Origin of the sequence: Proteus sp. FZP2095, assembly GCF_023701425.1 — a bacterium.
Lineage (GTDB): Bacteria > Pseudomonadota > Gammaproteobacteria > Enterobacterales > Enterobacteriaceae > Proteus > Proteus cibarius.
This window is the reverse complement of record NZ_JAMQBJ010000004.1, coordinates 90,826-111,971: the sequence shown is the minus strand read 5'-3', so window position 1 is coordinate 111,971 and position 21,146 is coordinate 90,826. Positions and strand designations below refer to the sequence as shown.

Sequence of the window (21,146 nt, the reverse complement as noted above, 5' to 3'; positions counted from 1 at the left end):
AAGTGGCATATAACACTTGTGCTTTTAGCTACTTAGCCAAAAAACAGGCTTGATTTTTTAAGCTTAAAGCTTGGTTTACTGCAAAAATATCACCACGTACTTCTGGAATACCAAACGATTTTAACCGAGCGCTGTGTTTTTCTAAATAAGCTTGAGCATTTTCTTTTGAATCAAAAAGATAAATCCCACCTGCTTTTTGGGTTTCTTTATTTTCAGTCCAAATTTTCCAAATAAAGCCAGGCTCTTGATTGATTGATGCAGATAATGCATCCATAGCTTGTGTCATTTCATCACCGAAAGGACCATGATAAGGGAAATCTACTTGTAAAAGTACGTGCATAATCACCTCTTTTCTTATAAAAAACGGCACGTTATTGGTGCCGTTTTGTCTGTATCATGATGATCTTAATTTATTGAATATTAGAATAAAGAATTCAAATCAATCACATGAGTATCAATGAGTAATATTTTTAAAATAAATAGCAGTGAAACAATCACAACACAGAGATTAATTTCTTTCCAGCGGAAAGTACCCACTTTCATAACACAGTAAGCAATAAAGCCTAGTGCGATACCTTCTGTGATGGAAAAGCTAAATGGCATCATGACCGCGGTGATAAAAGCAGGAACGGATTCTGTTAAATCATCCCACTTCACGCGTGTAAGGCTGGATGTCATTAATACACCCACATAAATCAGTGCCCCTGCCGTTGCATAGCTTGGCACCATACCTGCTAGTGGTGACAAGAAGATAGCGAGTAAGAAAAGAATACCCACAACAACGGCAGTTAAACCTGTACGACCACCAACAGAAACCCCGGAAGTACTTTCGATAAAGGCAGTTACAGACGATGTACCCATTGCAGAGCCTGCAACAGAACTTAAGCTATCGACATATAACGCTTGTTTCATTCGTGGAAACTTGCCTTTGTCATCAGTTAAACCTGCTTTATCAGTGACACCAATTAATGTGCCTGAAGAGTCAAATAGGTTAACCAACATAAAAGCAAAGATCACGCCAGAAAGACCGATATCTAAGGCGCCCATAATATCAACTTTACCAACAACGGTTGTGATAGAAGGAGGAACAGCGAAGATACCTTGATATTGAACATCACCTAAAAGAAGACCAATTACAGTGGTGATAACAATTGAGATAAGAATTGCGGCATGAATATTACGAGCAGCAAGAATAGCGATAATAAAAAAGCCTAATGCACCTAATAATACGTTATGAGAAGCAAAATTACCGATAGTAACGATGGTATCGTTGTTAGGAATAATAATACCGGAGTTTTTTAAGCCCATCATGGCGATAAAAAGACCGATACCGCTAGTAATACCAACACGTAAACTCAGTGGAATATGGGCAATTATCCAGTAGCGAATACGAAAGAGAGTCAGCAAAAATAGCCCTACTGCACCCCAAAAAATCGCCCCCATAGCGACTTCCCATGAGTAACCCATAGCACCAACGACTACGAAGGCAAAGAATGCGTTTAAGCCCATCGCAGGCGCAACAGCAATAGGTAAATTTGCTACTAATCCCATTAAAATACTGCCGAAAGCTGCAATTAAGCAGGTCGTCACGAAGACGGCTTTGATATCCATATTGGCAGCAGCAAGAATTTGAGGGTTAACGAAGATAATATAAACCATCGTTAAGAAAGTCGTGATACCCGCAATCAGTTCGGTGCGAGCGTTTGTGCCGTGTTCTTGTAGCTTAAACAGGCGTTGGAGCAAACCCTGTGATCCAGAATTTGGTGATGACATGCTCATAGACAAAAGATCCCAAAAAAAATGTTTTTCGCTTTATCCTACACAAATAAAACAATAACTGCACCTAAAAAAGTAATCGATTGCGTAGAAGGAAAATCTAAAGCTTAAAAATACTTTGAGATCCTTTAAGAGTTAAACTGGATAAATGTAAGGAGGCTAATAGTGGTATCGACATGATGCAATTTCTATAGCGGAATCAGTAATACGGTAGATAAGGCGATGTTCATCAGTGATCCGTCTTGACCAAAAACCTGCTAAATTATGTTTCAAGGGCTCTGGTTTACCTATTCCGCTAAACGGTGTTCTTTTAATATCTTTTATGAGTTCGTTAATGCGTTTAATTATTTTCTTGTCTATTTGTTGCCAATAAAGATAATCACTCCATGATTGCTCAGAAAAAATTAATTTCATTCCGTTATATCCTTTTCTATACCTTTACCTTGGTTCAGTTCATCAATAGAATCGAGCAAATGGCGCGCATTCGCTGGAGATCGTAACAGATAGGCAGTTTCTTCTAGTGCTTGGTATTCATCAAGAGATAAAAGAACACATGGAATACCCTTTTGCCTTGTGATCATGATGGGTACTCTATCATCAATTGTTTCATTCATAATTGAAGTTAAGTTTTGTCTTGCTTCTGTATAATTTATCGTTTTCATCTTGTTATCCAGAGAGTTATATCTACTTTGGTCGAATTATACACGATTTAGTATTTAAGTACAGAAGTAAGTACTTGATGGGTGTGTGTGGAGATTATTTAGTAAGGCATGATGATAGGTATTTAGTTTTGTCTAGCAAATAATAATTAAAGCCAACACACTAATTATATTGGTAATTTTACTTTTTTCTATTATTTAAAGAAGGCCAAATATTTTTAGCCTTCTTTGCATTAACCTAAACTCTTCTCAACAAATTGTCTCTTTTTTATCGGCAACACCATTTGCCAAAAAGGGCGTTTCTCTTTTTGTGTTGAGAATAATTTAGCCACTCTATTGGCAATAATTTCCAATGAAAAACAGAGAATAAAATAGATAAAAGCAACGAATAGAAAAACTTCCATTGGATAAACCATACTGCGGTTATTAACTTGGGTCGCTAAGAAAGAAAGCTCACCCACACCCACTACATAAGCTAGTGAAGTATCTTTAATTAAGGCTATCCACTGATTAATAAACGAAGGTACCATCATGCGTAATGCTTGTGGTAATACGATATACCACAACACTTGCCAGCGATTAAAACCTAGCGATAACCCTGCTTGCCATTGCCCTTTTCCAATCGCCAAAATACCGGCTTTAACGCCATGCGCAATATAAGACGATGTAATTAAAGCTAACGCACAAATTACCGTGGTGATTTCAGGTATTTCCATCCCTAATATAACAGGCAATAAAAAATAGACCCAAAATATCAACATAATGATGGGAATTGCACGGAAAAAACCTAAAAAAGCCGCAAAAAGGTTAACCCAGACGCCCCTAAGCATAGCCAAAGCAATGCCACCTAATGTACCCAAAATAATTGATGCAATACCAGCAATGATACTGATAAAGATGGTCAGTGCTGCACCTTCTAAAGGCCCGTCAGGATAAGCACCAAAGAGTAAGTACTGCCAGTTATCAGCAATAACAGTAAAGTCCATATTAATACCCTTGTGCTAGTTTACGTTGCTGATGCCATTGTCCCCAAGCTTCCATCAATGCGATTGCTGCAATATAGAGAATCGTTGCAACCCCAAAGGCTTCAAAGGTGCGTAAAGACTCTGTTTCGACTTGTCTTGATGCGTAAGAAAGCTCCGCAACACCTATAGCCATAGTCAGTGATGAGTTTTTTATTACATTCATGTATTGACCCAATAATGGGGGCAGAGCAATACGAAAAGCTTGGGGTAAAATCACATAACGCATAGATTGCCATTGCGTTAGACCTAATGCTAAAGAGGCATATTTTTGCCCTTGTTTAACACCTTGAATACCGGCTCTTAGCTCTTCGGCAATAAATGGCGTTGAGTAAAATGTCAGACCCACAATGCCCGCTAAAAACTCAAAAGAAGGCCAAGAAAGGGTTACACCTAAAAATGCAATCTCATGAGGCGTGTTTAACCATATCATGGCGCTTTGTGGCAGAATTTCGCCTGATGCGAAATACCAAAAGAATAACTGTACTAACAGCGGAGTGTTACGAAACAGCGAAGTATAAGCCGTGGCTAACCAGCGTAATGGTGTAAAAGCACTATCTCTTGCAGCACTAAGGGCAAAGCTCATTAATGTTGCAATGACAATAGTCCAAAAAGAGATAAGCAAGGTGATTAGAAAACCATTCCAGAGCCAACTTAAATAGTGTGGCTCAAGAAGGTAATGTGAAAGAAATTGCTCAAACATATAATAGGCCTATTGTAGACACCAAACCCCGCAAAGGCGGGGTAGGTGTTTTAATAAAGGAATAACTTTTTTTTGATGAAAGAAGAAAGTTATTACGCTTTAACGATCAAGATTGTGGTGTTTGCTCTGATAGTGGGGCAAATTTAAAATCACCACGAGGTTGAGCCGATTTTGTTTCAGGACCAAACCAACGATTGTAGCTCTCGTCTGCCTTACCTTCTTTTTCTAATCTTAATAGAGTGTTATTGATTTCGTTAATTAAACGCTCTTCACCTTTAGCAGCTGCAACTGCTTGGTATTCACGGGTGATACTAAATGATGACACTTCAAAATCGGCTTTAATGGCATCAGGAAGATTTGCTAATAAACCGACTAATTTCGCATCGTCTTGTGTGATAGCTTGTACGTTACCGTTACGTAATGCAGCGAAAGCCAGTGGTGTATCGTCATAAGAGATAACTTTGGTGTCAGGATAGCGTTCACGTAATGTGATTTCTTGAACAGTACCTTTATCTGCACCAATACGCAGTGAGTGGATTTGTTCTGGATTAGTTAAAACCCCTTTACGTGCAATAAATTTTTGTCCGGTTGCAAAGTAAGGAACAGAGAAATCAACTTGCTTAGCGCGTTCATCGGTAATGGTGAAGTTCGCCGCGATTAAATCGACTTTTTTAGAGCTTAAAAGTGGAATACGGTTTGCTGGGTTTGTTGGACGCAGTTCCAGTTTTACACCTAGATCTTTGGCGATCTCATTGGCGATATCTGCATCATAACCTGCAAGTTTTTTGGTTTGAGGATCAATAAACCCAAACGGAGGATTACTGTCAAAAATCGCGATACGTACTACACCTGCTTTTTTTATATCATCAAGTTTATCTGCTTTTGCAATACCAGAGAAAAGCACAGAGCCTGCAATTAATGCTGTTGCCAAGACACGTAATTTCATTATTCACCCCAAAGAAAAGAATTATCATCGTTATGTTGGATATCACGCTATCAAGTTGATCTAAGTTCATAAAATAATAAAAATTGATATGAATATGCTTTTAAGGAATAAGATGAGAAAAAGTGTTGAGCTAGAACGGTATTCATTTATGAGTGAATAAAAAAAACAGCGACAATTATGTCGCTGTTTTGAAGAGAAGAAAAAGAGAGAGAAATTTATTTAGAAGCGTTACTGTCGTCACTTCTTGTTAGCATTTTTTCTACTTGGTCGCCTCCTAAATGGCGGAAATCATGACCTTTTACGTAATAGAAAATAAACTCACAAATGTTCTGACAACGGTCGCCGATACGTTCAATAGAACGCGCACAAAATAGTGCGGTGAGTACACTAGGAATGGTGCGAGGATCTTCCATCATATAAGTCATTAATTGACGGACGATACCTTCATATTCGTTATCAATTTTAGCGTCTTCACGATAGATACGTACTGCTTCATCTAAATCCATACGCGCAAAGGCATCAAGAACATCGTGAAGCATTTGTATAGCGTGTTGGCCTAAAGATTCTAAGCTCACGAGCAGTGGTTGATGCTGGTGTGAAAACTTTTCAAGTGCGGTTTTACAGATTTTTTCAGCAACATCGCCAATACGTTCTAGTTCAGCGATCGTTTTTGATATCGCCATAATTAAACGTAAGTCACTCGCTGTTGGCTGGCGTTTAGCAATAATTCGCATACACGCATCATCAATAGCGACTTCCATCATATTGACGTTATGGTCACCTTGAATAACTTCGTTTGCCAATGCTTGGTCTTGATTATGCATTGCCATAACAGCTTTTTTCAGTTGCTCTTCAACAAGCCCACCCATAACCATCAGCTCAGTACGGATATGCTCTAACTCAGCATTAAATTGACCAGAAATATGCTTATTGTGATTTAAATTATCCATTTATTGCCTCGTTATCAGCCATAACGCCCAGTGATGTAATCTTCAGTTTGTTTTTTTGCAGGACGCGTAAATAACGTATCCGTATCGCTAAATTCAATTAACTCACCTAAATACATAAATGCTGTGTAATCAGAACAACGTGCTGCTTGTTGCATGTTATGTGTCACGATAACTACGGTATATTCTGATTTGAGTTCACTGATAAGTTCTTCAATACGACCTGTTGAGATTGGGTCAAGTGCTGAACAAGGCTCATCAAGTAATAAAACCTCAGGACGAATAGCGATACCGCGTGCTATACATAAACGTTGTTGTTGACCGCCAGAAAGACTATATCCACTCTGATGTAATTTATCTTTAGTTTCATTCCATAATGCGGCTTTAGTCAAAGCCCACTGAACTCGTTCATCCATATCAGCGCGAGACAATTTTTCGAATAAACGTACACCAAAGGCGATGTTGTCATAGATTGACATCGGGAAAGGGGTTGGTTTTTGGAATACCATTCCGACCTTGGCGCGTAATAACGCAATATCTTGTTTATCTGTCAGGATATTGTTGCCATCTAGCAGAATTTCACCTTCTGCACGTTGTTCACCATAAAGCTCATACATTTTATTAAAAGTACGCAGTAAGGTTGATTTACCACAGCCAGAAGGGCCGATAAATGCAGTTACCTTATTTTTGGCAATATCTAAAGAGATATTTTTCAGCGCATGGAATTTACCGTAGTAGAAGTTCAAATCACGAACTTGAATTTTATTTCCTGCGTTATCATTAGCCATAATCATTCAACGTCTCTCTTGCTTAACTTTCTGCGTTAACCGTGCTTGCGTTTAGCAAATAGCACGCGCGCAATAATATTGATAAATAGAACACAGAGGGTGATAAGTAATACGCCAGCCCAAGCAAGTTCTTGCCATTCAGCGAAAGGACTCATGGCGAACTTAAAGATAGTCACAGGTAGGTTAGCTATCGGTTCGTTTAAGTCTGTGCTCCAGAATTGATTTGATAGTGAAGTAAATAACAGTGGTGCAGTTTCGCCTGCAATACGCGCAATCGCTAATAACACACCTGTGATAATGCCTGAAACCGAGGCTTTTAAGGTGATTTTAGAGATCATCTTCCACTTTGGTGTTCCTAATGCGTAAGCGGCTTCGCGTAAGCTATCAGGCACTAACTTCAACATATTTTCAGTGGTGCGAATAACAATAGGAATTTGCAGTAACGCTAATGCGATAATTCCTGCCCATCCTGAAAAGTGCTGCATCTGTGCGACAACAATGGTGTAGACAAAGAGCCCGACAACAATGGATGGCGCTGACAGCAAGATATCGTTAATAAAACGTGTGGTTTCAGCAAGCCATGAGCGACGACCATATTCAGCAAGATAAATCCCTGCAAGAATGCCTAATGGTGTTCCAATCACGGTTGCCCAAAGGATGAGTAATCCACTACCGGCAATAGCATTTGCCAATCCACCACCTTCCGTATTAGGTGGCGGAGTCATCTCTGTGAAAAGGGCTAATGACATACCATCAAAGCCTTTGGTGAAGGTGGAGAATAAAATCCACGTTAACCAAAAAAGACCAAATGCCATGGTTGAGACAGACAAAAACAGTGCGATACGGTTTTTTTGACGGCGCCAAAGTTGGCGTTTATGGCGTACACGCAATTCGTTTTCTGTTTGAACTCGCAATGAAGAAGAGGATGTTTTAGACATATCAGCGCGCTCCTTCATTTTTTGATAAACGTAATGTCATAAACTTAGAAATCGCAAGGACGATAAAGGTGATGACAAACAGGATAAGCCCTAATTCCATTAATGCGGCAGTGTGTAATCCCGTTTCTGCTTCAGCAAATTCGTTCGCTAATGCAGACGTAATACTGTTACCCGGCATAAACAGCGAGGCGGAGTCTAATTGGTAGGTATTACCGATGATAAAGGTTACTGCCATAGTTTCACCTAAGGCGCGTCCTAATCCCAACATCACACCACCGATAACGCCATTTCGGGTATAAGGTAGAACGATATTCCAAATCACTTCCCATGTTGTACAGCCAATGCCGTAGGCAGACTCTTTCATCATAACAGGCGTTTGTTCAAACACATCGCGCATTACAGACGCAATATAAGGAATGATCATGATAGCGAGGATAACGCCCGCAGCTAAGATACCAATACCAAAAGCAGGGCCTGAGAAAAGCTCGCCAACGATAGGGATAGAAGAAAGCACATTGCCTACAGGCTCTTGGAAATAGGTTGCAAAGAGCGGTGCGAAAACAAATAGCCCCCACATACCATAGACAATACTTGGAATAGCCGCGAGTAACTCAATAGCGATACCTAACGGTCGTTTTAACCAATTAGGGGCTAATTCAGTTAAGAAAAGAGCGATACCAAAGCTGACAGGAACGGCAATAACCAGCGCGATGATTGACGTTACAATGGTGCCGTAAATAGGCACTAATGCCCCAAACTCCTGAGCAGGAGGATCCCACTCTTTCGACCATAAGAATGAAAGGCCGAATTGTTGAATACTTGGCCATGAGGCGAAAATCAGTGAAACAATGATACCTGTTAAAAGCAAAAGTGTAATCAACGCAGCTAGACGAACCAGTGCGCTGAAAATAACGTCCCCTCGTTTACTAGGGGCCTTTATTACCGTTGTATGCTCGGCCATAAAGCCTCTTTTAATTTATTACCCCCTGTTTAGCAGGGGGTGAACGTTAACTTATCTCTTAATGGCTACCGATTTTATTAGTAAATCGGCTTACCATTACTGTCTTTAATACTAGTTTTCCATGCTGCACGAATTTGTTCTACAACTTCGACTGGTAATACGGCGTAATCTAGATTTTTCGCTTCTTGATTACCTTTGTCGTAAGCCCAATTGAAGAAATTCAGCACTTCTTTACCTTTTTCTGCATTTTGCTGTTTTTGATGCACTAAGATAAAGGTCGTTGAAGTAATCGGCCATGCATTTTCACCTTTCTGGTTAGTTAGGTCTTGTGCAAAGCTTTTGCTCCAATCAATTTTTCTTGCTGCGGCACTAAAGCTATCTGCTGTTGGTGCAATTACTTCGCCATCAGCTGTGACTAATTTAGTATAAGCAAGGTTGTTTTGTTTCGCATAAGCATATTCAACATAACCAATTGAACCTGGTACACGTTGAACGAATGCTGCGATACCATCATTCCCTTTTCCACCTAAGCCTGTCGGCCACTTAACAGTAGAGCCAGCGCCTACTTCATCTTTCCATGCGCTATTTACTTTTGATAAATAACTAGTGAAAACGAAAGATGTTCCTGAACCATCAGCACGGCGAATAACCGCGATATTCTGGTCTGGTAATTTTACGCCCGGATTGAGTTTGCTAATGGCAGGATCGTTCCATTTTTGGATCTTACCTAGATAGATATTACCGATAGTATCGCCGTCTAAGGTCAGTTCACCTGATTTGATACCAGGAATATTGACTGCCATAACAACGCCACCAATCACGGTAGGGAATTGGAATAAACCATCAGCTTGTAATTTTTCGTCTGTTAATGGTGCATCAGAAGCACCAAAATCAACAGTATTTGCATTGATTTGTTTAACACCACCAGAGGATCCAATGCCTTGGTAGTTAATTTTGTTACCCGTTTCTTTCTGATAGGAATCTGCCCATTTAGCATAAACTGGGGCAGGGAACGTTGCGCCAGCACCAGTCAGCGAGGTCGTTGCCTGTGCAGAAAGAGCGGTCATTGAAAACGCAGCGGCAATGACACTAGTCAGGGTGGTACGCATCAGTTTCATAATCCCTCCTGTGGGATAGGTAGAATAATTTTCGACATCTATCAACTTCGGTTACGGTACGCACAGACAATAGGTCAGTTTGATGACAATTAAATGTCTTAATTGTGACAGTTTTATGACAAAGCAAAAAAATGATGAAATATTTGTAGGAGGAGAGAAATTAGAATGGAAATGGCGTAATAAAAAAGCACTTCAATACTTGAATAGAAAGGACTAATCGTCCTCATCATTGCGCTCTTTTAATGGGAAGTTAGCACGGATAAGTAATCCGCCTTTAACGCTATCATCAAGCTCAACATAACCGCCGTGGGCATCCATAATACGGCGAATAATAGATAATCCTAAACCCGCACCTGTTGAGCTACGCGCTTGTTCACCTTGAACAAATGGTTGGAAAAGACGTTGTCTATCTTCTTGTGGAATGCCGGGACCATCATCTTCAACTTGGAACCAAGCATACTCTTCATTTTTTCCACTTGAAACGCTTATCCAGCCATTACCATAGCGAGTGGCATTCACAATCATATTGGCGAGTGCTCGTTTTACTGCAATAGGGTTAGCTGTGATATTAATAGGCTCAGGATGAAGATGTTCTTCGCTGATTTTTCCCGAATTAGATTCGGCTGAAATGACTTCTTGTAATAGATTATTCATATTACATAGTTCTAAAGACATCTCTTTACCTGTGCGCATATAGTCTAAGAATTGCCCAATAATGGCATCACAATCTTCAATATCTTTATTGATAGAGTCTGCGAGGTAGCTATCTTCGGGACTCATCATTTCAGTTGCCAGACGAATTCGCGTCAATGGTGTACGCAAATCATGGCTGACACCTGCCATAACGAGTGTTCTATCATTATCTAATGAGCGAATTCCTGATGACATCTGGTTAAAGGCTCGAATAATTGAGCGCATTTCAGAAGAGCCAGATTCAGGAATGGGAGGAGGAATAACCCCTTTTCCAATGCGACGCGCTGCATATTCCACTTCATTTAGTGGGCGATTTTGAAAACGGCTATAGAGCCAGAAAAAAGCGACAACGATAATAATAAAAATGATCGCTTGTCGATAAACAGGGAGTAAGAAATTTTGCCCTAATTCAGTCAACGGAACACGTATCCAAAGCGAGGGCGACATATGCGTATTGACCCATAAAACAGGGTATTCCAGCGTGTTTTCGATCCAAATTTCGGTTTTTCCCCCCAGATGTTCAGTCATCTGCTCACTTAACTCATCATCTATTTTTGCCCAATAAAGCCCTTCTTCAAGTGCTGCTTTTTTATCAAAGAAAGAAATGCCTAATTCGTTATAGATTTTATTACGTAAAGCAGGGGAAATTTTTAGTGGGGTACCATCAACGAGGATCAGTTCCTCAGGCATTAAAGCACGTATTTCATACGCTAATACTTTATTAAATTGCTGAAGGCTTGGCCCAACAATAAGGTGTTGCACAACGATATAACTGGCTATCAAGCTAAAAAAGAGGAGCGAGATAACCAGAAATAACGAGCGTGTTAGTTTATTGTGAGGAGAAAGCCTCAGCCTTCTCATTGAGCACTGGTTCCATCAGGGACAAAGACGTAACCAAGACCCCAAACTGTTTGAATGTAACGAGGGTGTGTTGGATCTTCTTCAATCATGCGACGTAAACGAGAGATTTGAACGTCAATTGAACGCTCCATAGCACTGTATTCTCGACCACGAGCAAGACTCATTAATTTGTCACGAGAAAGAGGTTCACGAGGGTGTGATACCAGCACTTTCAATACAGCAAATTCACCACTAGTCAGAGGCATATGCTCTTCTTCGTGGAACATTTCACGTGTACCCAGATTTAGCTTGAACTTACCAAAAGTAATAATGGCGTTATCTTGCGAAGGTGCGCCAGGTAATTCATTCGCTTGACGACGAAGAACGGCACGAATACGTGCGAGTAATTCTCTTGGGTTAAATGGTTTTGATATGTAATCATCAGCACCAATTTCAAGTCCAACAATTCTATCAACCTCTTCCCCTTTTGCTGTAACCATAATAATAGGGATAGGGTTGTTTTGGCTTCTTAAGCGACGGCAAATAGATAGGCCATCTTCACCTGGAAGCATTAAATCGAGCACAATAAGATGGATAGATTCGCGAGTGAGCAGACGATCCATCTGATCGGCGTTTGCAGCAGTACGGATTTGAAAACCCTGCTCTGTCAAATAGCGCTCTAAGAGTGAACGCAGACGTAAATCATCATCCACGATTAGCACTTTATAACTTTCTTGCATTTTTTAAGCTCCCGAAGTGCAAATGCTTTTATTAGCGAATTCTATCATCGTTAAGAATATTAAACCAAAACCAAAGAATAAATGTTAATAATTTATAGATAAAACTTGTTCATTCGCTTTACTGAAGGGGATAAAACTATTTATTTATCTTATTCCGAATAATATTTGATAGATAATACGCAGTAATTAACTTCACCACCTGGTGTCTGCACACAAATTTCATCGTCAACTTGCTTACCAATAAGCGCTCTGGCAACAGGGGAATCAATAGAAATCCACTGTTTTGCTGGATCAAACTCATCGGGACCCACAAGCCTAAAGGTTTTGACGTTTTCGTCATCATCTTCAAGTGTGACCCAAGCACCAAAATAGACTTTTCCTTCTTGGCGAGGATCAGGATCAACGATTTTTAATTCATCAAGACGTTTTGATAAAAAACGAACACGTCTATCAATTTCACGTAATCGCTTCTTTCCATAAATATATTCAGCATTTTCTGAACGGTCGCCCTGAGCAGCTGCTTCTGAAACCGATTGTGTAACACGCGGTCGCTCTTCTTTCCAAAGATATTTTAGCTCTTTGTCTAAGGCATACCAGCCATCACGAGTAATATAGTTACTTTTTGCCATTACGAATAAAAACTATCATCAACATTGAATTTCATAAAGGTACTATAGCGTGAATGTTAAAATAATCTGTTAATTTCCTCATAATTGTCGAGCTAGATGGGAAATTTGCCAAATTTTTTTAGTGCTCTGCGTGTATAATAGGCATCTTTTTTAATTATTCCTCTCGGTAGGTAAATATTTTATGAATGAATCATTAAGCCGAATTATTGCAGATGAGCTCTCGGTTAAGCCCCAGCAAGTCCTTTCGGCCATAACGTTACTGGATGAAGGGAATACGGTGCCATTTGTTGCCCGTTATCGTAAAGAGGTCACAGGCGGATTAGATGATACGCAATTACGTCAATTAGAAACTCGCCTCGGTTACCTACGGGAACTCAATGATCGCCGCCAAACTATTTTAAAATCAATTGAAGAACAAGGAAAACTGACACCAGAATTACGTTCTTCAATTAATGAAACTCAAAGCAAAACAGAATTGGAAGATCTCTATCTTCCTTATAAGCCTAAACGTCGTACCCGTGGCCAGATTGCGATTGAGAATGGATTAGAACCCTTAGCGGATTTACTGTGGAATGAACCACAAAATAATCCAGAAGAAACGGCAACCGCTTATATCAACACAGAAAAAGGTGTTGATGATACGAAGGCAGCTTTAGATGGTGCGCGTTACATTTTAATGGAGCGTTTTTCAGAAGATGCCGGATTATTAGCAAAAGTTCGTCAATATTTATGGAAAAATGCGCATCTTGTTGCCAAAGTGATTGAAGGCAAAGAGGTCGAAGGAGCGAAATTTAGTGATTATTTTGATCACCATGAGCCTATCGCGAATGTTCCTTCTCACCGTGCATTAGCGATGTTTCGTGGTCGAAATGAAGGGATCCTTCAATTATCACTGAATCCAGATCCACAATTTGAAGAAGCGCCTAAAGAGAGCTACGGTGAACAACTGGTCACGGAACATTTAGGATTACGTTTAAATAATCAACCTGCTGATAGCTGGCGTAAAGCTGTTGTTAGTTGGACTTGGCGCATTAAAGTTTTAATGCATATTGAAACAGAATTGATGGGCCAATTACGAGAAAAAGCGGAAGAAGAAGCGATTAATGTTTTTGCTCGTAATCTTAATGATCTACTGATGGCGGCTCCTGCTGGTATGCGTGCCACAATGGGGCTTGATCCTGGTTTACGCACCGGTGTTAAAGTTGCGGTTGTTGATAGCACTGGTAAATTAATTGCCACAGATACTATTTATCCACATACAGGACAAGCAGATAAAGCGGCGGCAAGTGTCGCTGCGTTGTGTATTAAGCATAATGTTGAACTGGTGGCGATTGGTAATGGTACGGCATCTCGTGAAACAGAGCGCTTTTTCGCTGAAACAGTAAAACGCTACCCAGAAGTCAAAGCGCAGAAAGTGATTGTCAGTGAAGCAGGTGCATCGGTGTATTCAGCGTCAGAGCTTGCGGCTAATGAATTCCCTGATTTGGATGTTTCTATCCGTGGTGCGGTTTCTATCGCGCGTCGCTTACAAGATCCCTTGGCTGAACTTGTGAAAATTGATCCTAAATCTATTGGGGTTGGCCAGTATCAGCATGATGTTAGCCAAACATTATTAGCGAGAAAACTTGATACTGTCGTTGAAGACTGTGTGAATGGTGTTGGTGTTGATTTAAATACAGCATCAGTGCCGTTATTAACGCGAGTTGCTGGACTTAGCCAATCTATTGCTCAAAATATCATTAGTTGGCGTGATGAAAACGGTCGTTTTGTTGATAGAAAACAGCTGCTTAAAGTGGCGCGTTTAGGGCCGAAAGCCTTTGAGCAATGCGCTGGTTTCTTACGTATTCGTGATGGTAAAAATCCACTAGATGCCTCAACGGTTCACCCTGAAGCATACCCAGTAGTTGAAAATATCCTGCAATCTACACATCAAAAAATTGATGATTTGATGGGCAATAGCGCCCTAATTTCACAAGTAGATGCTAGAGCATTTATTACAGAGCAATTTGGTTTACCAACAATTAATGACATCTTAAAAGAGTTAGCAAAACCAGGGCGTGACCCACGTCCAGAGTTTAAAACTGCAACCTTTGCTGAGGGTGTCGAAACGATGAATGATTTAGTCAGTGGGATGATCCTTGAAGGAACTGTGACTAACGTGACTAATTTCGGTGCATTCGTTGATATTGGTGTACACCAAGATGGCTTGGTTCATATCTCTTCTTTAGCCGACCGATTTATTGAAGATCCACACACAGTGGTGAAGACGGGCGATATTGTTAAAGTTAAAGTTCTAGAGGTTGATTTAGCTCGTAAGCGCATTGCACTGACTATGCGTTTAGATGAAGTCGCAGGTGATAGTGATAAAAAACAATCATCATCAAATAACACGAATTCAGCTAGAAACAACAAAGGACAGAAACCAACTCGTAATAACCGCCAGTCAATAAATAATGGTAATAATGCGGGAAATAGTGCAATGGGTGACGCTTTAGCTGCGGCATTTGGAAAAAAACGCTAAGAGCGCATTTATTGCTACGGTATTAGTTGGTAAAAAGGATGAAAATAATGAGCGTGATATAACCAATATTGGTTATATCACGTTTTTATTACACGTTATTTAGATATTTTTTTAGATAAAGATATTTATAAAAACTAATTAAATAGCAACATTGTACAAATTCTTTTTCATTTTTTTATCAGTTCAATTTTAAACTGACTTAAGTGATATTGATAAAATAATAGATAAAGGATCCTCTATTTTATCTCTATATTTATTTGTTATGATTTTTATCACTTATCTTCTATTCTCCCCGTCGCTGATTGCCTTTATATTATAAATAAGAGTTGACTTATCTTTTAACCTTATTATTACTGAGGTTTATAAGTTTGGGCTATATGAGCTAAAACTGAAAATTATTATTTCCGTTTATATCAACTCTATTTCAATTAATAGAATGAATATCTATGGGTTTATTTCACCTTTATTGGGTTATTAATATGAATTTAAATAAATTATCGCTTGGTTTGATCTTGGTTTCTGCATCATTACTTGCAGGGTGTGCATCAGAATCTTCACGCTCTTTAGAAGTGGCTAAAGTTGCAACCTATAACACAACTTATACGGGCACTAAGAGCGCTATTTCTATTGGTAAGTTTGATAACCGTTCTAGTTATATGAATGGAATATTCTCTGATGGAGTAGATAGATTAGGAAATCAATCTAAAACGATTTTAATGACGCACTTACAGCAAACAGGGCGTTTTAATGTATTAGATAGAGCTAACTTATCTGAATTAAAAGAAGAAGCTGGCATTAAAGGACAAAGCCAACAGTTAAAAGGTGCAACATATGTTATCACTGGCGATGTCACTGAATTTGGCCGTAAAGAAGTTGGTGACCGCCAATTATTCGGTATTTTAGGCCGAGGTAAAACACAAGTTGCTTATGCCAAAGTGAATTTAAACGTTGTGAATGTGAATACCTCAGAAGTGGTGTTCTCATCTCAAGGTGCGGGTGAATACGAGCTTTCTAATCGTGAAATCATTGGGTTTGGTGGAACAGCAAGCTATGACTCAACACTTAACGGTAAAGTGCTTGATTTAGCTATTCGTGAAGCGGTTAATAACTTAGTTGCAGGTATTGAAAGTAATGCTTGGCAGCCTTCAAAATAATGCACATTTTATAAGGATATAACGATGTCTAAATCATTAATAAGCCTTGTTTTGGGGGCATTATTGCTGACGGGCTGTGCAAGTGGCCCTAAACCACTTTATAACTGGGATAGTTATCAACAAGTGGTGTATCAGTACTATCAGCAAAGTGAAAGTGATCCTCAAGCACAAATCGATGCATTAAAGAAAAGTATTGAGCTTTCTCGTGCCAAATCATTGGGTATTCCACCAGGATTACATGCACATTTAGGTATGTTATACGGTGCAACGGGTGCGTTAGATTTAGCTATGGCTGAATTTAGTGAAGAGAAAGCACTTTACCCAGAATCAGCGGAATTTATGGATCGCTTGATGAAAAATAAAGGAATGCAAAAATGAGTCGCTTATTCACTTTAATTTGTTTGGCCTTTGCGCTGATATTAACGGGTTGTGCCCAGCCTGTTAAAACAGATTACTCCGCATTTAAACAGAGTAAACCAAAAAGCATTTTAGTCTTGGTGCCTCAAAACCATACAACAGAAGTTGGAGCTGGACACAGTTTCTTATCTCAAGTGACATATCCATTGGCGGAAGCAGGATATTATGTGTTCCCTGTAGCTGTCGTTGAAGAGACATTTAAACAAAATGGCTTATCAATGGCTGGGGATATTCATGCAGTAAGTCCTAATAAATTACGTGAAATCTTTGGTGCTGATACTGTTTTATACTTAGATATCACAGAATTTGGAACGTCATATCAAATTATTTCTAGTGATACGAGAGTTACTGTTGCTGCTAAGCTTGTTGATCTTCGTAATGGTGGTGTGTTGTGGAGCAGCTCTGCAACGGCATCAAGTACAGAAACAGAAGGTTCATCGAGTAGTTTAGTCGGGATGCTGGTTTCAGCGGTTGTGAATCAAATCGTGAATACAGTATCAGATAAAAGCTATCAAATTGCAGGCATAACCAGTGTCCGTTTACTTTCTGCTGGAAATGCGAATGGTATTTTGTATGGCCCTCGTTCTCCTAATTATGGTAAAGAAGCAGAATAAATAAATGCTATAAAATAAGCATAATAAAGAGAAAGGCTCTGCTTATTAACTTTAGAATAAGTAGAGTCTTATTTTATTTATAAGTAATAAATAATAATTATTCTTATTTGATGCTAGGTAATACTACATATATTTATTGTAAGATAAACGTCAAATAGAAGAGTGAATAAAAGAGATGAATTGTTATTGAAGAGATAAACCATCCTTGGTTGCTAGTCCGTTTCCTTCCGTGGTTAATAATCCATAATTCGGGTATATAAAAGAGACTGATTAAATAAGAGAAACGTCAATTAGAATAAGATAAGGTATGGGGGATGCTATCTTTCCTTGTAATATAGCGACCTTTATTCTTTAAATGAGCCTCAAATTTAAATCAAAACACGACTTAGTTGGATATTAATCAATGTTTGTCTCTAGGATATGTAATATTATAATTTAGGTAAAGATATAATTGTTACTATTATTATAATCATCGAATTAAGAGGGAATAAAAGAATAATAAAACTAATATAACGAGATATTTAATTAATTTAAATCGTATTTTGAGTAATATATCGTTTTAAACTCGGCGTAAAAGTTTTCTTCTGATATTTCAGTATGAATTGAAATTACTAACATATTGAATAAACTTAATTTATTCATGAATTTCTTTAATGGATAAGATTATTTTTACATAATGTGATTTACATCACGTCGTGTATTTGAGTGTTATCGCCTATCAATAAGAAGAAAGGGATTTATACGATACCCCTTTCGATCATATTCAGTTCCTGATTTATTGGTTACACTACTCTTTCAGATATTCATAATGTCTGTTAGCTGGTATGAAATATCAGCGGTTCACTTTTGGAAGGTAGAGGCATGTCAGAACAAACAATTATTTGGGATCTTGACCTGATCCATAAGTATAACTATTCAGGTCCTCGCTATACATCATACCCAACAGCATTAGAGTTTAATCAGCAATATGGCGATGATGATTTTATCAAAGCGACTCAACGTTATCTTGAGCGCCCTTTATCGCTTTATATTCATATTCCTTTCTGCCATAAGCTGTGCTATTTCTGCGGCTGTAATAAAATTATCACGCGGCATAAACATAAGGCAGATGAATATCTTGATGTTTTAGAAAAAGAAATTATTAACAGAGCTCGTTATTTTAAAGACAGAAAAGTGACTCAGATGCATTGGGGTGGGGGTACACCTACTTTTCTGGATAAGCAACAAATTAGCCGATTGGTTTCGCTATTACGCCATCATTTTCATTTTGTTGATAATGCAGAACTCTCTATTGAAATCGATCCTCGTGAAATTGAGCTAGATGTTATCGACCATCTGCGTCATGAAGGATTTAATCGCCTAAGTATGGGTGTGCAAGATTTCAATAAAGAAGTACAACAAAAAGTCAATCGAGAGCAAGATGAAGCGTTTATTTTTGCATTGGTAGAGCGTGCGCGTGAAGTGGGTTTTCACTCCACTAGCATTGACTTAATTTATGGTTTACCTAAGCAAACTAAAGAGAGTTTTGCCTTTACATTAAAACGCGTTATTGAATTATCACCTGATAGATTGAGTGTTTTCAATTATGCACATTTGCCTAATTTATTCGCCGCTCAGCGTAAAATTAAAGATGAAGATCTCCCTTTAGCTGAAGAAAAATTAGAAATATTACAAGAAACAATTTCTACGCTGACAACAAACGGCTATCAGTTTATTGGTATGGATCACTTTGCTAAACCTGATGATGAATTAGCAGTTGCTCAGCGCAAAGGTATTTTACATCGTAATTTCCAAGGCTATACCACTCATGAAGAGTGTGACTTATTAGGTATGGGAGTTTCTGCAATAAGTATGTTAGGCGATAACTATGCGCAAAATGAAAAAGTATTGAAAGAGTATTATGCGCGTGTAAATAGTGAAGGGAATGCACTATGGCGAGGTTTATCTCTGACTAATGATGATTGTATTCGCCGAGATGTAATTAAAACCTTAATTTGTAATTTTAGTCTGCATTTTTCAGATATTGAAAAAATGCACAATATTGTCTTCCATGACTACTTTAAAGAAGATTTAGAATTACTCGTGCCAATGAAGGATGACGGTTTAGTTGAAATAACAGCAGATGGTATTCAAGTTACACCACGAGGACGTTTGCTTATTCGTAATATCTGTATGTGTTTTGATACTTATTTACGAAATCAAATGCGCCAACGCCAATTCTCGCGTGTTATTTAATCGATGAAGAGGGTAGAGGATCAATATTCCTCTATCCCTAACTCTTTTAATTTACGGGTTAATGTATTTCTACCCCAACCTAATAATCTTGCTGCCTCTTGTTTATGCCCTTGTGTGTATGCCAAGGCACTAAGTAATAGCGTGCGTTCAAATTGAGGTAGGGCATCTGTTAAGATGTTTTCTTTCCCTTCCCCTAATGCTTCATCTGCCCATAATGAAAGATGTTGTGACCAATGTTGAGAAGATGCAATTCGACTGATATTTTTGGCTTTCTCATCTGGTTGGCGAATTTCTTGTGGTAAATCTTGAGGCATAATCTCTTGGCTTGCCGTCATTACGGTTAACCAGCGACACACATTCTCTAATTGTCTGACGTTACCTGACCAGTTGTATTCCATCATTATTTGCAAACTTTGCTGATGAAGCACTTTGGTTTCGACACCTAATTCTTTAGCTGTTTTTTGTAGAAAATAGCGCGCTAGGCTGGGAATGTCTTCGGTTCTATCGCGTAATGGAGGTAACTGAATGCGTATTACATTGAGCCGATGATAGAGATCTTCACGAAAATCGCCTACTTGAACTCGTTTTTCTAAATCTTGATGTGTAGCGGCAATAATACGCACATCGACTTTTACAGGGGCATAACCACCGACTCGATAGAATTGCCCTTCAGCAAGAACCCGCAGTAAACGTGTTTGAATATCGAGAGGCATATCGCCAATTTCATCAAGAAACAATGAGCCACCGTTCGCTTGTTCAAATCGGCCTTGACGTACTTGAGAAGCCCCTGTGAATGCACCCTTTTCGTGACCAAAAAGCTCTGATTCAATCAAATCTTTAGGGATGGCTGCCATATTTAAGGCAATAAAAGGAGAGGAAGCCCTTGGGCTATGGCGATGTAATGCATGTGCCACTAACTCTTTCCCTGTCCCTGATTCCCCATTAATCAGTACACTAATTGAAGAGCGAGAGAGCCGACCAATAATACGGTAAACTTCTTGCATTGCAGGAGCTTCACCAATCATATCTGAAACTGATTGCAACGAAGTTTCATTGGTATTCGGTTGTTTTTGCTCACGATAATGAGTAATGGCGCGATCAATTAATGCCAACGTTTCGTCGATATCGAACGGCTTTGGTAAGTAATCAAATGCCCCTTGTTGATAAGCATTAACAGCAGCATCGAGATCAGAATGTGCTGTCATAATAATCACGGGCAGAGTTGGGTATTGTTCTTTAATTATTTTTAGAAGAGATAAACCATCAATATCAGGCATGCGAATGTCTGATAACAATACATCAGGTATTTCTGCATTAAGTGCATTAAGTACATCATTCGCATGTTCAAAGGTTTTACATGACAGACCTTCACGAGAAATAGCGCGTTCAAGTACCCAGCGAATAGAGCTGTCATCATCAACAACCCATACATTTCCTTTTTGCAT

General features: G+C 39.0%; 21 protein-coding genes. 5 read left to right on the top strand and 16 right to left on the bottom strand.

Translation table 11 applies throughout. The features are described from left to right. Positions 1 to 28: 28 nt before the first annotated feature. The 15 genes from NBG71_RS15275 to greB all read right to left on the bottom strand — a co-directional run bounded on the left by NBG71_RS15275 (position 29) and on the right by greB (position 12,760). Positions 29 to 340, bottom strand: a complete 312-nt coding sequence (locus NBG71_RS15275) for a monooxygenase (protein WP_098941657.1) — start codon at positions 338 to 340, stop codon at positions 29 to 31. An 80-nt stretch (positions 341 to 420) separates the two neighbouring features. Next, a complete protein-coding gene (locus NBG71_RS15270; protein WP_075671246.1) occupies positions 421 to 1,779 on the bottom strand; it encodes an NCS2 family permease in 1,359 nt (452 codons plus the stop codon). A gap of 156 nt (positions 1,780 to 1,935) precedes the next feature. Then, the gene (locus tag NBG71_RS15265; protein WP_075671248.1) at positions 1,936 to 2,190 is read right to left on the bottom strand and encodes a Txe/YoeB family addiction module toxin; all 255 of its coding nucleotides are present in this window, start codon (positions 2,188 to 2,190) and stop codon (positions 1,936 to 1,938) included. After that, positions 2,187 to 2,438, bottom strand: coding sequence for a YoeB-YefM toxin-antitoxin system antitoxin YefM (gene yefM / locus NBG71_RS15260; protein ID WP_072068851.1), 252 nt, complete (start codon positions 2,436 to 2,438; stop codon positions 2,187 to 2,189). The genes NBG71_RS15265 and yefM overlap by 4 nt, the downstream gene beginning before the upstream one ends. Positions 2,439 to 2,668: 230 nt before the next feature. Then, positions 2,669 to 3,421, bottom strand: a complete 753-nt coding sequence (locus NBG71_RS15255; protein WP_250916982.1) for an amino acid ABC transporter permease — start codon at positions 3,419 to 3,421, stop codon at positions 2,669 to 2,671. 1 nt (position 3,422) lies between these two features. After that, positions 3,423 to 4,160 (bottom strand): amino acid ABC transporter permease, encoded by a 738-nt coding sequence (locus tag NBG71_RS15250; RefSeq protein ID WP_075671252.1) that lies wholly within the window; start codon positions 4,158 to 4,160, stop codon positions 3,423 to 3,425. A gap of 106 nt (positions 4,161 to 4,266) precedes the next feature. Continuing rightward, positions 4,267 to 5,106 (bottom strand): ABC transporter substrate-binding protein, encoded by an 840-nt coding sequence (locus NBG71_RS15245; protein ID WP_250916981.1) that lies wholly within the window; start codon positions 5,104 to 5,106, stop codon positions 4,267 to 4,269. Between the two features lie 215 nt (positions 5,107 to 5,321). Beyond that, positions 5,322 to 6,056, bottom strand: a complete 735-nt coding sequence (phoU, locus tag NBG71_RS15240; RefSeq protein WP_075671254.1) for a phosphate signaling complex protein PhoU — start codon at positions 6,054 to 6,056, stop codon at positions 5,322 to 5,324. Between the two features lie 14 nt (positions 6,057 to 6,070). Next, positions 6,071 to 6,847 carry a phosphate ABC transporter ATP-binding protein PstB gene (pstB, locus tag NBG71_RS15235; RefSeq protein WP_006534565.1) on the bottom strand — a complete coding sequence of 259 codons (777 nt, stop codon included), beginning with the start codon at positions 6,845 to 6,847 and terminating at the stop codon, positions 6,071 to 6,073. A gap of 29 nt (positions 6,848 to 6,876) precedes the next feature. Next, positions 6,877 to 7,779, bottom strand: coding sequence for a phosphate ABC transporter permease PstA (gene pstA, locus NBG71_RS15230; protein WP_109419320.1), 903 nt, complete (start codon positions 7,777 to 7,779; stop codon positions 6,877 to 6,879). A gap of 1 nt (position 7,780) precedes the next feature. Continuing rightward, positions 7,781 to 8,740, bottom strand: coding sequence for a phosphate ABC transporter permease PstC (pstC, locus tag NBG71_RS15225; protein WP_075671258.1), 960 nt, complete (start codon positions 8,738 to 8,740; stop codon positions 7,781 to 7,783). A 77-nt stretch (positions 8,741 to 8,817) separates the two neighbouring features. Then, positions 8,818 to 9,858 (bottom strand): phosphate ABC transporter substrate-binding protein PstS, encoded by a 1,041-nt coding sequence (pstS, locus tag NBG71_RS15220; RefSeq protein WP_075671260.1) that lies wholly within the window; start codon positions 9,856 to 9,858, stop codon positions 8,818 to 8,820. Between the two features lie 213 nt (positions 9,859 to 10,071). Next, positions 10,072 to 11,412: a two-component system sensor histidine kinase EnvZ gene (envZ, locus tag NBG71_RS15215; protein WP_075671262.1), complete on the bottom strand. Its 1,341-nt coding sequence runs from the start codon at positions 11,410 to 11,412 to the stop codon at positions 10,072 to 10,074. Next, the gene (ompR, locus tag NBG71_RS15210) at positions 11,409 to 12,131 is read right to left on the bottom strand and encodes an osmolarity response regulator transcription factor OmpR (RefSeq protein WP_075671264.1); all 723 of its coding nucleotides are present in this window, start codon (positions 12,129 to 12,131) and stop codon (positions 11,409 to 11,411) included. The genes envZ and ompR overlap by 4 nt, the downstream gene beginning before the upstream one ends. Before the next feature lie 149 nt (positions 12,132 to 12,280). Next, on the bottom strand, positions 12,281 to 12,760 hold the full coding sequence (greB, locus tag NBG71_RS15205) for a transcription elongation factor GreB (RefSeq protein ID WP_075671266.1): 480 nt from the start codon (positions 12,758 to 12,760) through the stop codon (positions 12,281 to 12,283). Positions 12,761 to 12,941: 181 nt separating this feature from the next. On the opposite strand from greB, the gene NBG71_RS15200 reads away from it, so the two are divergent. From NBG71_RS15200 to hemN, 5 genes are all read left to right on the top strand, one after another. After that, positions 12,942 to 15,281, top strand: coding sequence for a Tex family protein (locus tag NBG71_RS15200; RefSeq protein WP_075671268.1), 2,340 nt, complete (start codon positions 12,942 to 12,944; stop codon positions 15,279 to 15,281). A 479-nt stretch (positions 15,282 to 15,760) separates the two neighbouring features. Further along, positions 15,761 to 16,435, top strand: a complete 675-nt coding sequence (locus NBG71_RS15195) for a CsgG/HfaB family protein (RefSeq protein WP_075671346.1) — start codon at positions 15,761 to 15,763, stop codon at positions 16,433 to 16,435. A 24-nt stretch (positions 16,436 to 16,459) separates the two neighbouring features. After that, complete coding sequence (locus NBG71_RS15190) at positions 16,460 to 16,813, top strand: DUF4810 domain-containing protein (protein WP_075671270.1); 354 nt, start codon at positions 16,460 to 16,462, stop codon at positions 16,811 to 16,813. After that, the gene (locus NBG71_RS15185) at positions 16,810 to 17,466 is read left to right on the top strand and encodes a DUF799 domain-containing protein (protein ID WP_075671272.1); all 657 of its coding nucleotides are present in this window, start codon (positions 16,810 to 16,812) and stop codon (positions 17,464 to 17,466) included. The genes NBG71_RS15190 and NBG71_RS15185 overlap by 4 nt, the downstream gene beginning before the upstream one ends. An 861-nt stretch (positions 17,467 to 18,327) precedes the next feature. Beyond that, positions 18,328 to 19,701 (top strand): oxygen-independent coproporphyrinogen III oxidase, encoded by a 1,374-nt coding sequence (gene hemN, locus NBG71_RS15180; protein ID WP_075671274.1) that lies wholly within the window; start codon positions 18,328 to 18,330, stop codon positions 19,699 to 19,701. A 20-nt stretch (positions 19,702 to 19,721) separates the two neighbouring features. Here the strand turns inward: hemN and glnG are convergent, their stop codons facing one another. Next, entirely contained in the window at positions 19,722 to 21,146 is a 1,425-nt protein-coding gene (gene glnG / locus NBG71_RS15175) for a nitrogen regulation protein NR(I) (protein ID WP_075671276.1), read from the bottom strand.

Excerpts from the sequence above, each read along its gene's own strand:
- envZ (WP_075671262.1), bottom strand. The coding sequence starts at position 11,412 with ATGAGAAGGCTGAGGCTTTCTCCTCACAATAAACTAACACGCTCGTTA.
- NBG71_RS15245 (WP_250916981.1), bottom strand. The coding sequence starts at position 5,106 with ATGAAATTACGTGTCTTGGCAACAGCATTAATTGCAGGCTCTGTGCTT.
- ompR (WP_075671264.1), bottom strand. The coding sequence starts at position 12,131 with ATGCAAGAAAGTTATAAAGTGCTAATCGTGGATGATGATTTACGTCTG.
- NBG71_RS15190 (WP_075671270.1), top strand. The coding sequence starts at position 16,460 with ATGTCTAAATCATTAATAAGCCTTGTTTTGGGGGCATTATTGCTGACG.
- pstS (WP_075671260.1), bottom strand. The coding sequence starts at position 9,858 with ATGAAACTGATGCGTACCACCCTGACTAGTGTCATTGCCGCTGCGTTT.
- NBG71_RS15275 (WP_098941657.1), bottom strand. The coding sequence starts at position 340 with ATGCACGTACTTTTACAAGTAGATTTCCCTTATCATGGTCCTTTCGGT.
- pstA (WP_109419320.1), bottom strand. The coding sequence starts at position 7,779 with ATGTCTAAAACATCCTCTTCTTCATTGCGAGTTCAAACAGAAAACGAA.
- phoU (WP_075671254.1), bottom strand. The coding sequence starts at position 6,056 with ATGGATAATTTAAATCACAATAAGCATATTTCTGGTCAATTTAATGCT.
- glnG (WP_075671276.1), bottom strand. The coding sequence starts at position 21,146 with ATGCAAAAAGGAAATGTATGGGTTGTTGATGATGACAGCTCTATTCGC.
- hemN (WP_075671274.1), top strand. The coding sequence starts at position 18,328 with ATGTCAGAACAAACAATTATTTGGGATCTTGACCTGATCCATAAGTAT.
- NBG71_RS15270 (WP_075671246.1), bottom strand. The coding sequence starts at position 1,779 with ATGAGCATGTCATCACCAAATTCTGGATCACAGGGTTTGCTCCAACGC.
- greB (WP_075671266.1), bottom strand. The coding sequence starts at position 12,760 with ATGGCAAAAAGTAACTATATTACTCGTGATGGCTGGTATGCCTTAGAC.
- NBG71_RS15255 (WP_250916982.1), bottom strand. The coding sequence starts at position 3,421 with ATGGACTTTACTGTTATTGCTGATAACTGGCAGTACTTACTCTTTGGT.
- pstC (WP_075671258.1), bottom strand. The coding sequence starts at position 8,740 with ATGGCCGAGCATACAACGGTAATAAAGGCCCCTAGTAAACGAGGGGAC.
- yefM (WP_072068851.1), bottom strand. The coding sequence starts at position 2,438 with ATGAAAACGATAAATTATACAGAAGCAAGACAAAACTTAACTTCAATT.
- NBG71_RS15185 (WP_075671272.1), top strand. The coding sequence starts at position 16,810 with ATGAGTCGCTTATTCACTTTAATTTGTTTGGCCTTTGCGCTGATATTA.
- NBG71_RS15265 (WP_075671248.1), bottom strand. The coding sequence starts at position 2,190 with ATGAAATTAATTTTTTCTGAGCAATCATGGAGTGATTATCTTTATTGG.
- NBG71_RS15250 (WP_075671252.1), bottom strand. The coding sequence starts at position 4,160 with ATGTTTGAGCAATTTCTTTCACATTACCTTCTTGAGCCACACTATTTA.
- NBG71_RS15200 (WP_075671268.1), top strand. The coding sequence starts at position 12,942 with ATGAATGAATCATTAAGCCGAATTATTGCAGATGAGCTCTCGGTTAAG.
- NBG71_RS15195 (WP_075671346.1), top strand. The coding sequence starts at position 15,761 with ATGAATTTAAATAAATTATCGCTTGGTTTGATCTTGGTTTCTGCATCA.
- pstB (WP_006534565.1), bottom strand. The coding sequence starts at position 6,847 with ATGATTATGGCTAATGATAACGCAGGAAATAAAATTCAAGTTCGTGAT.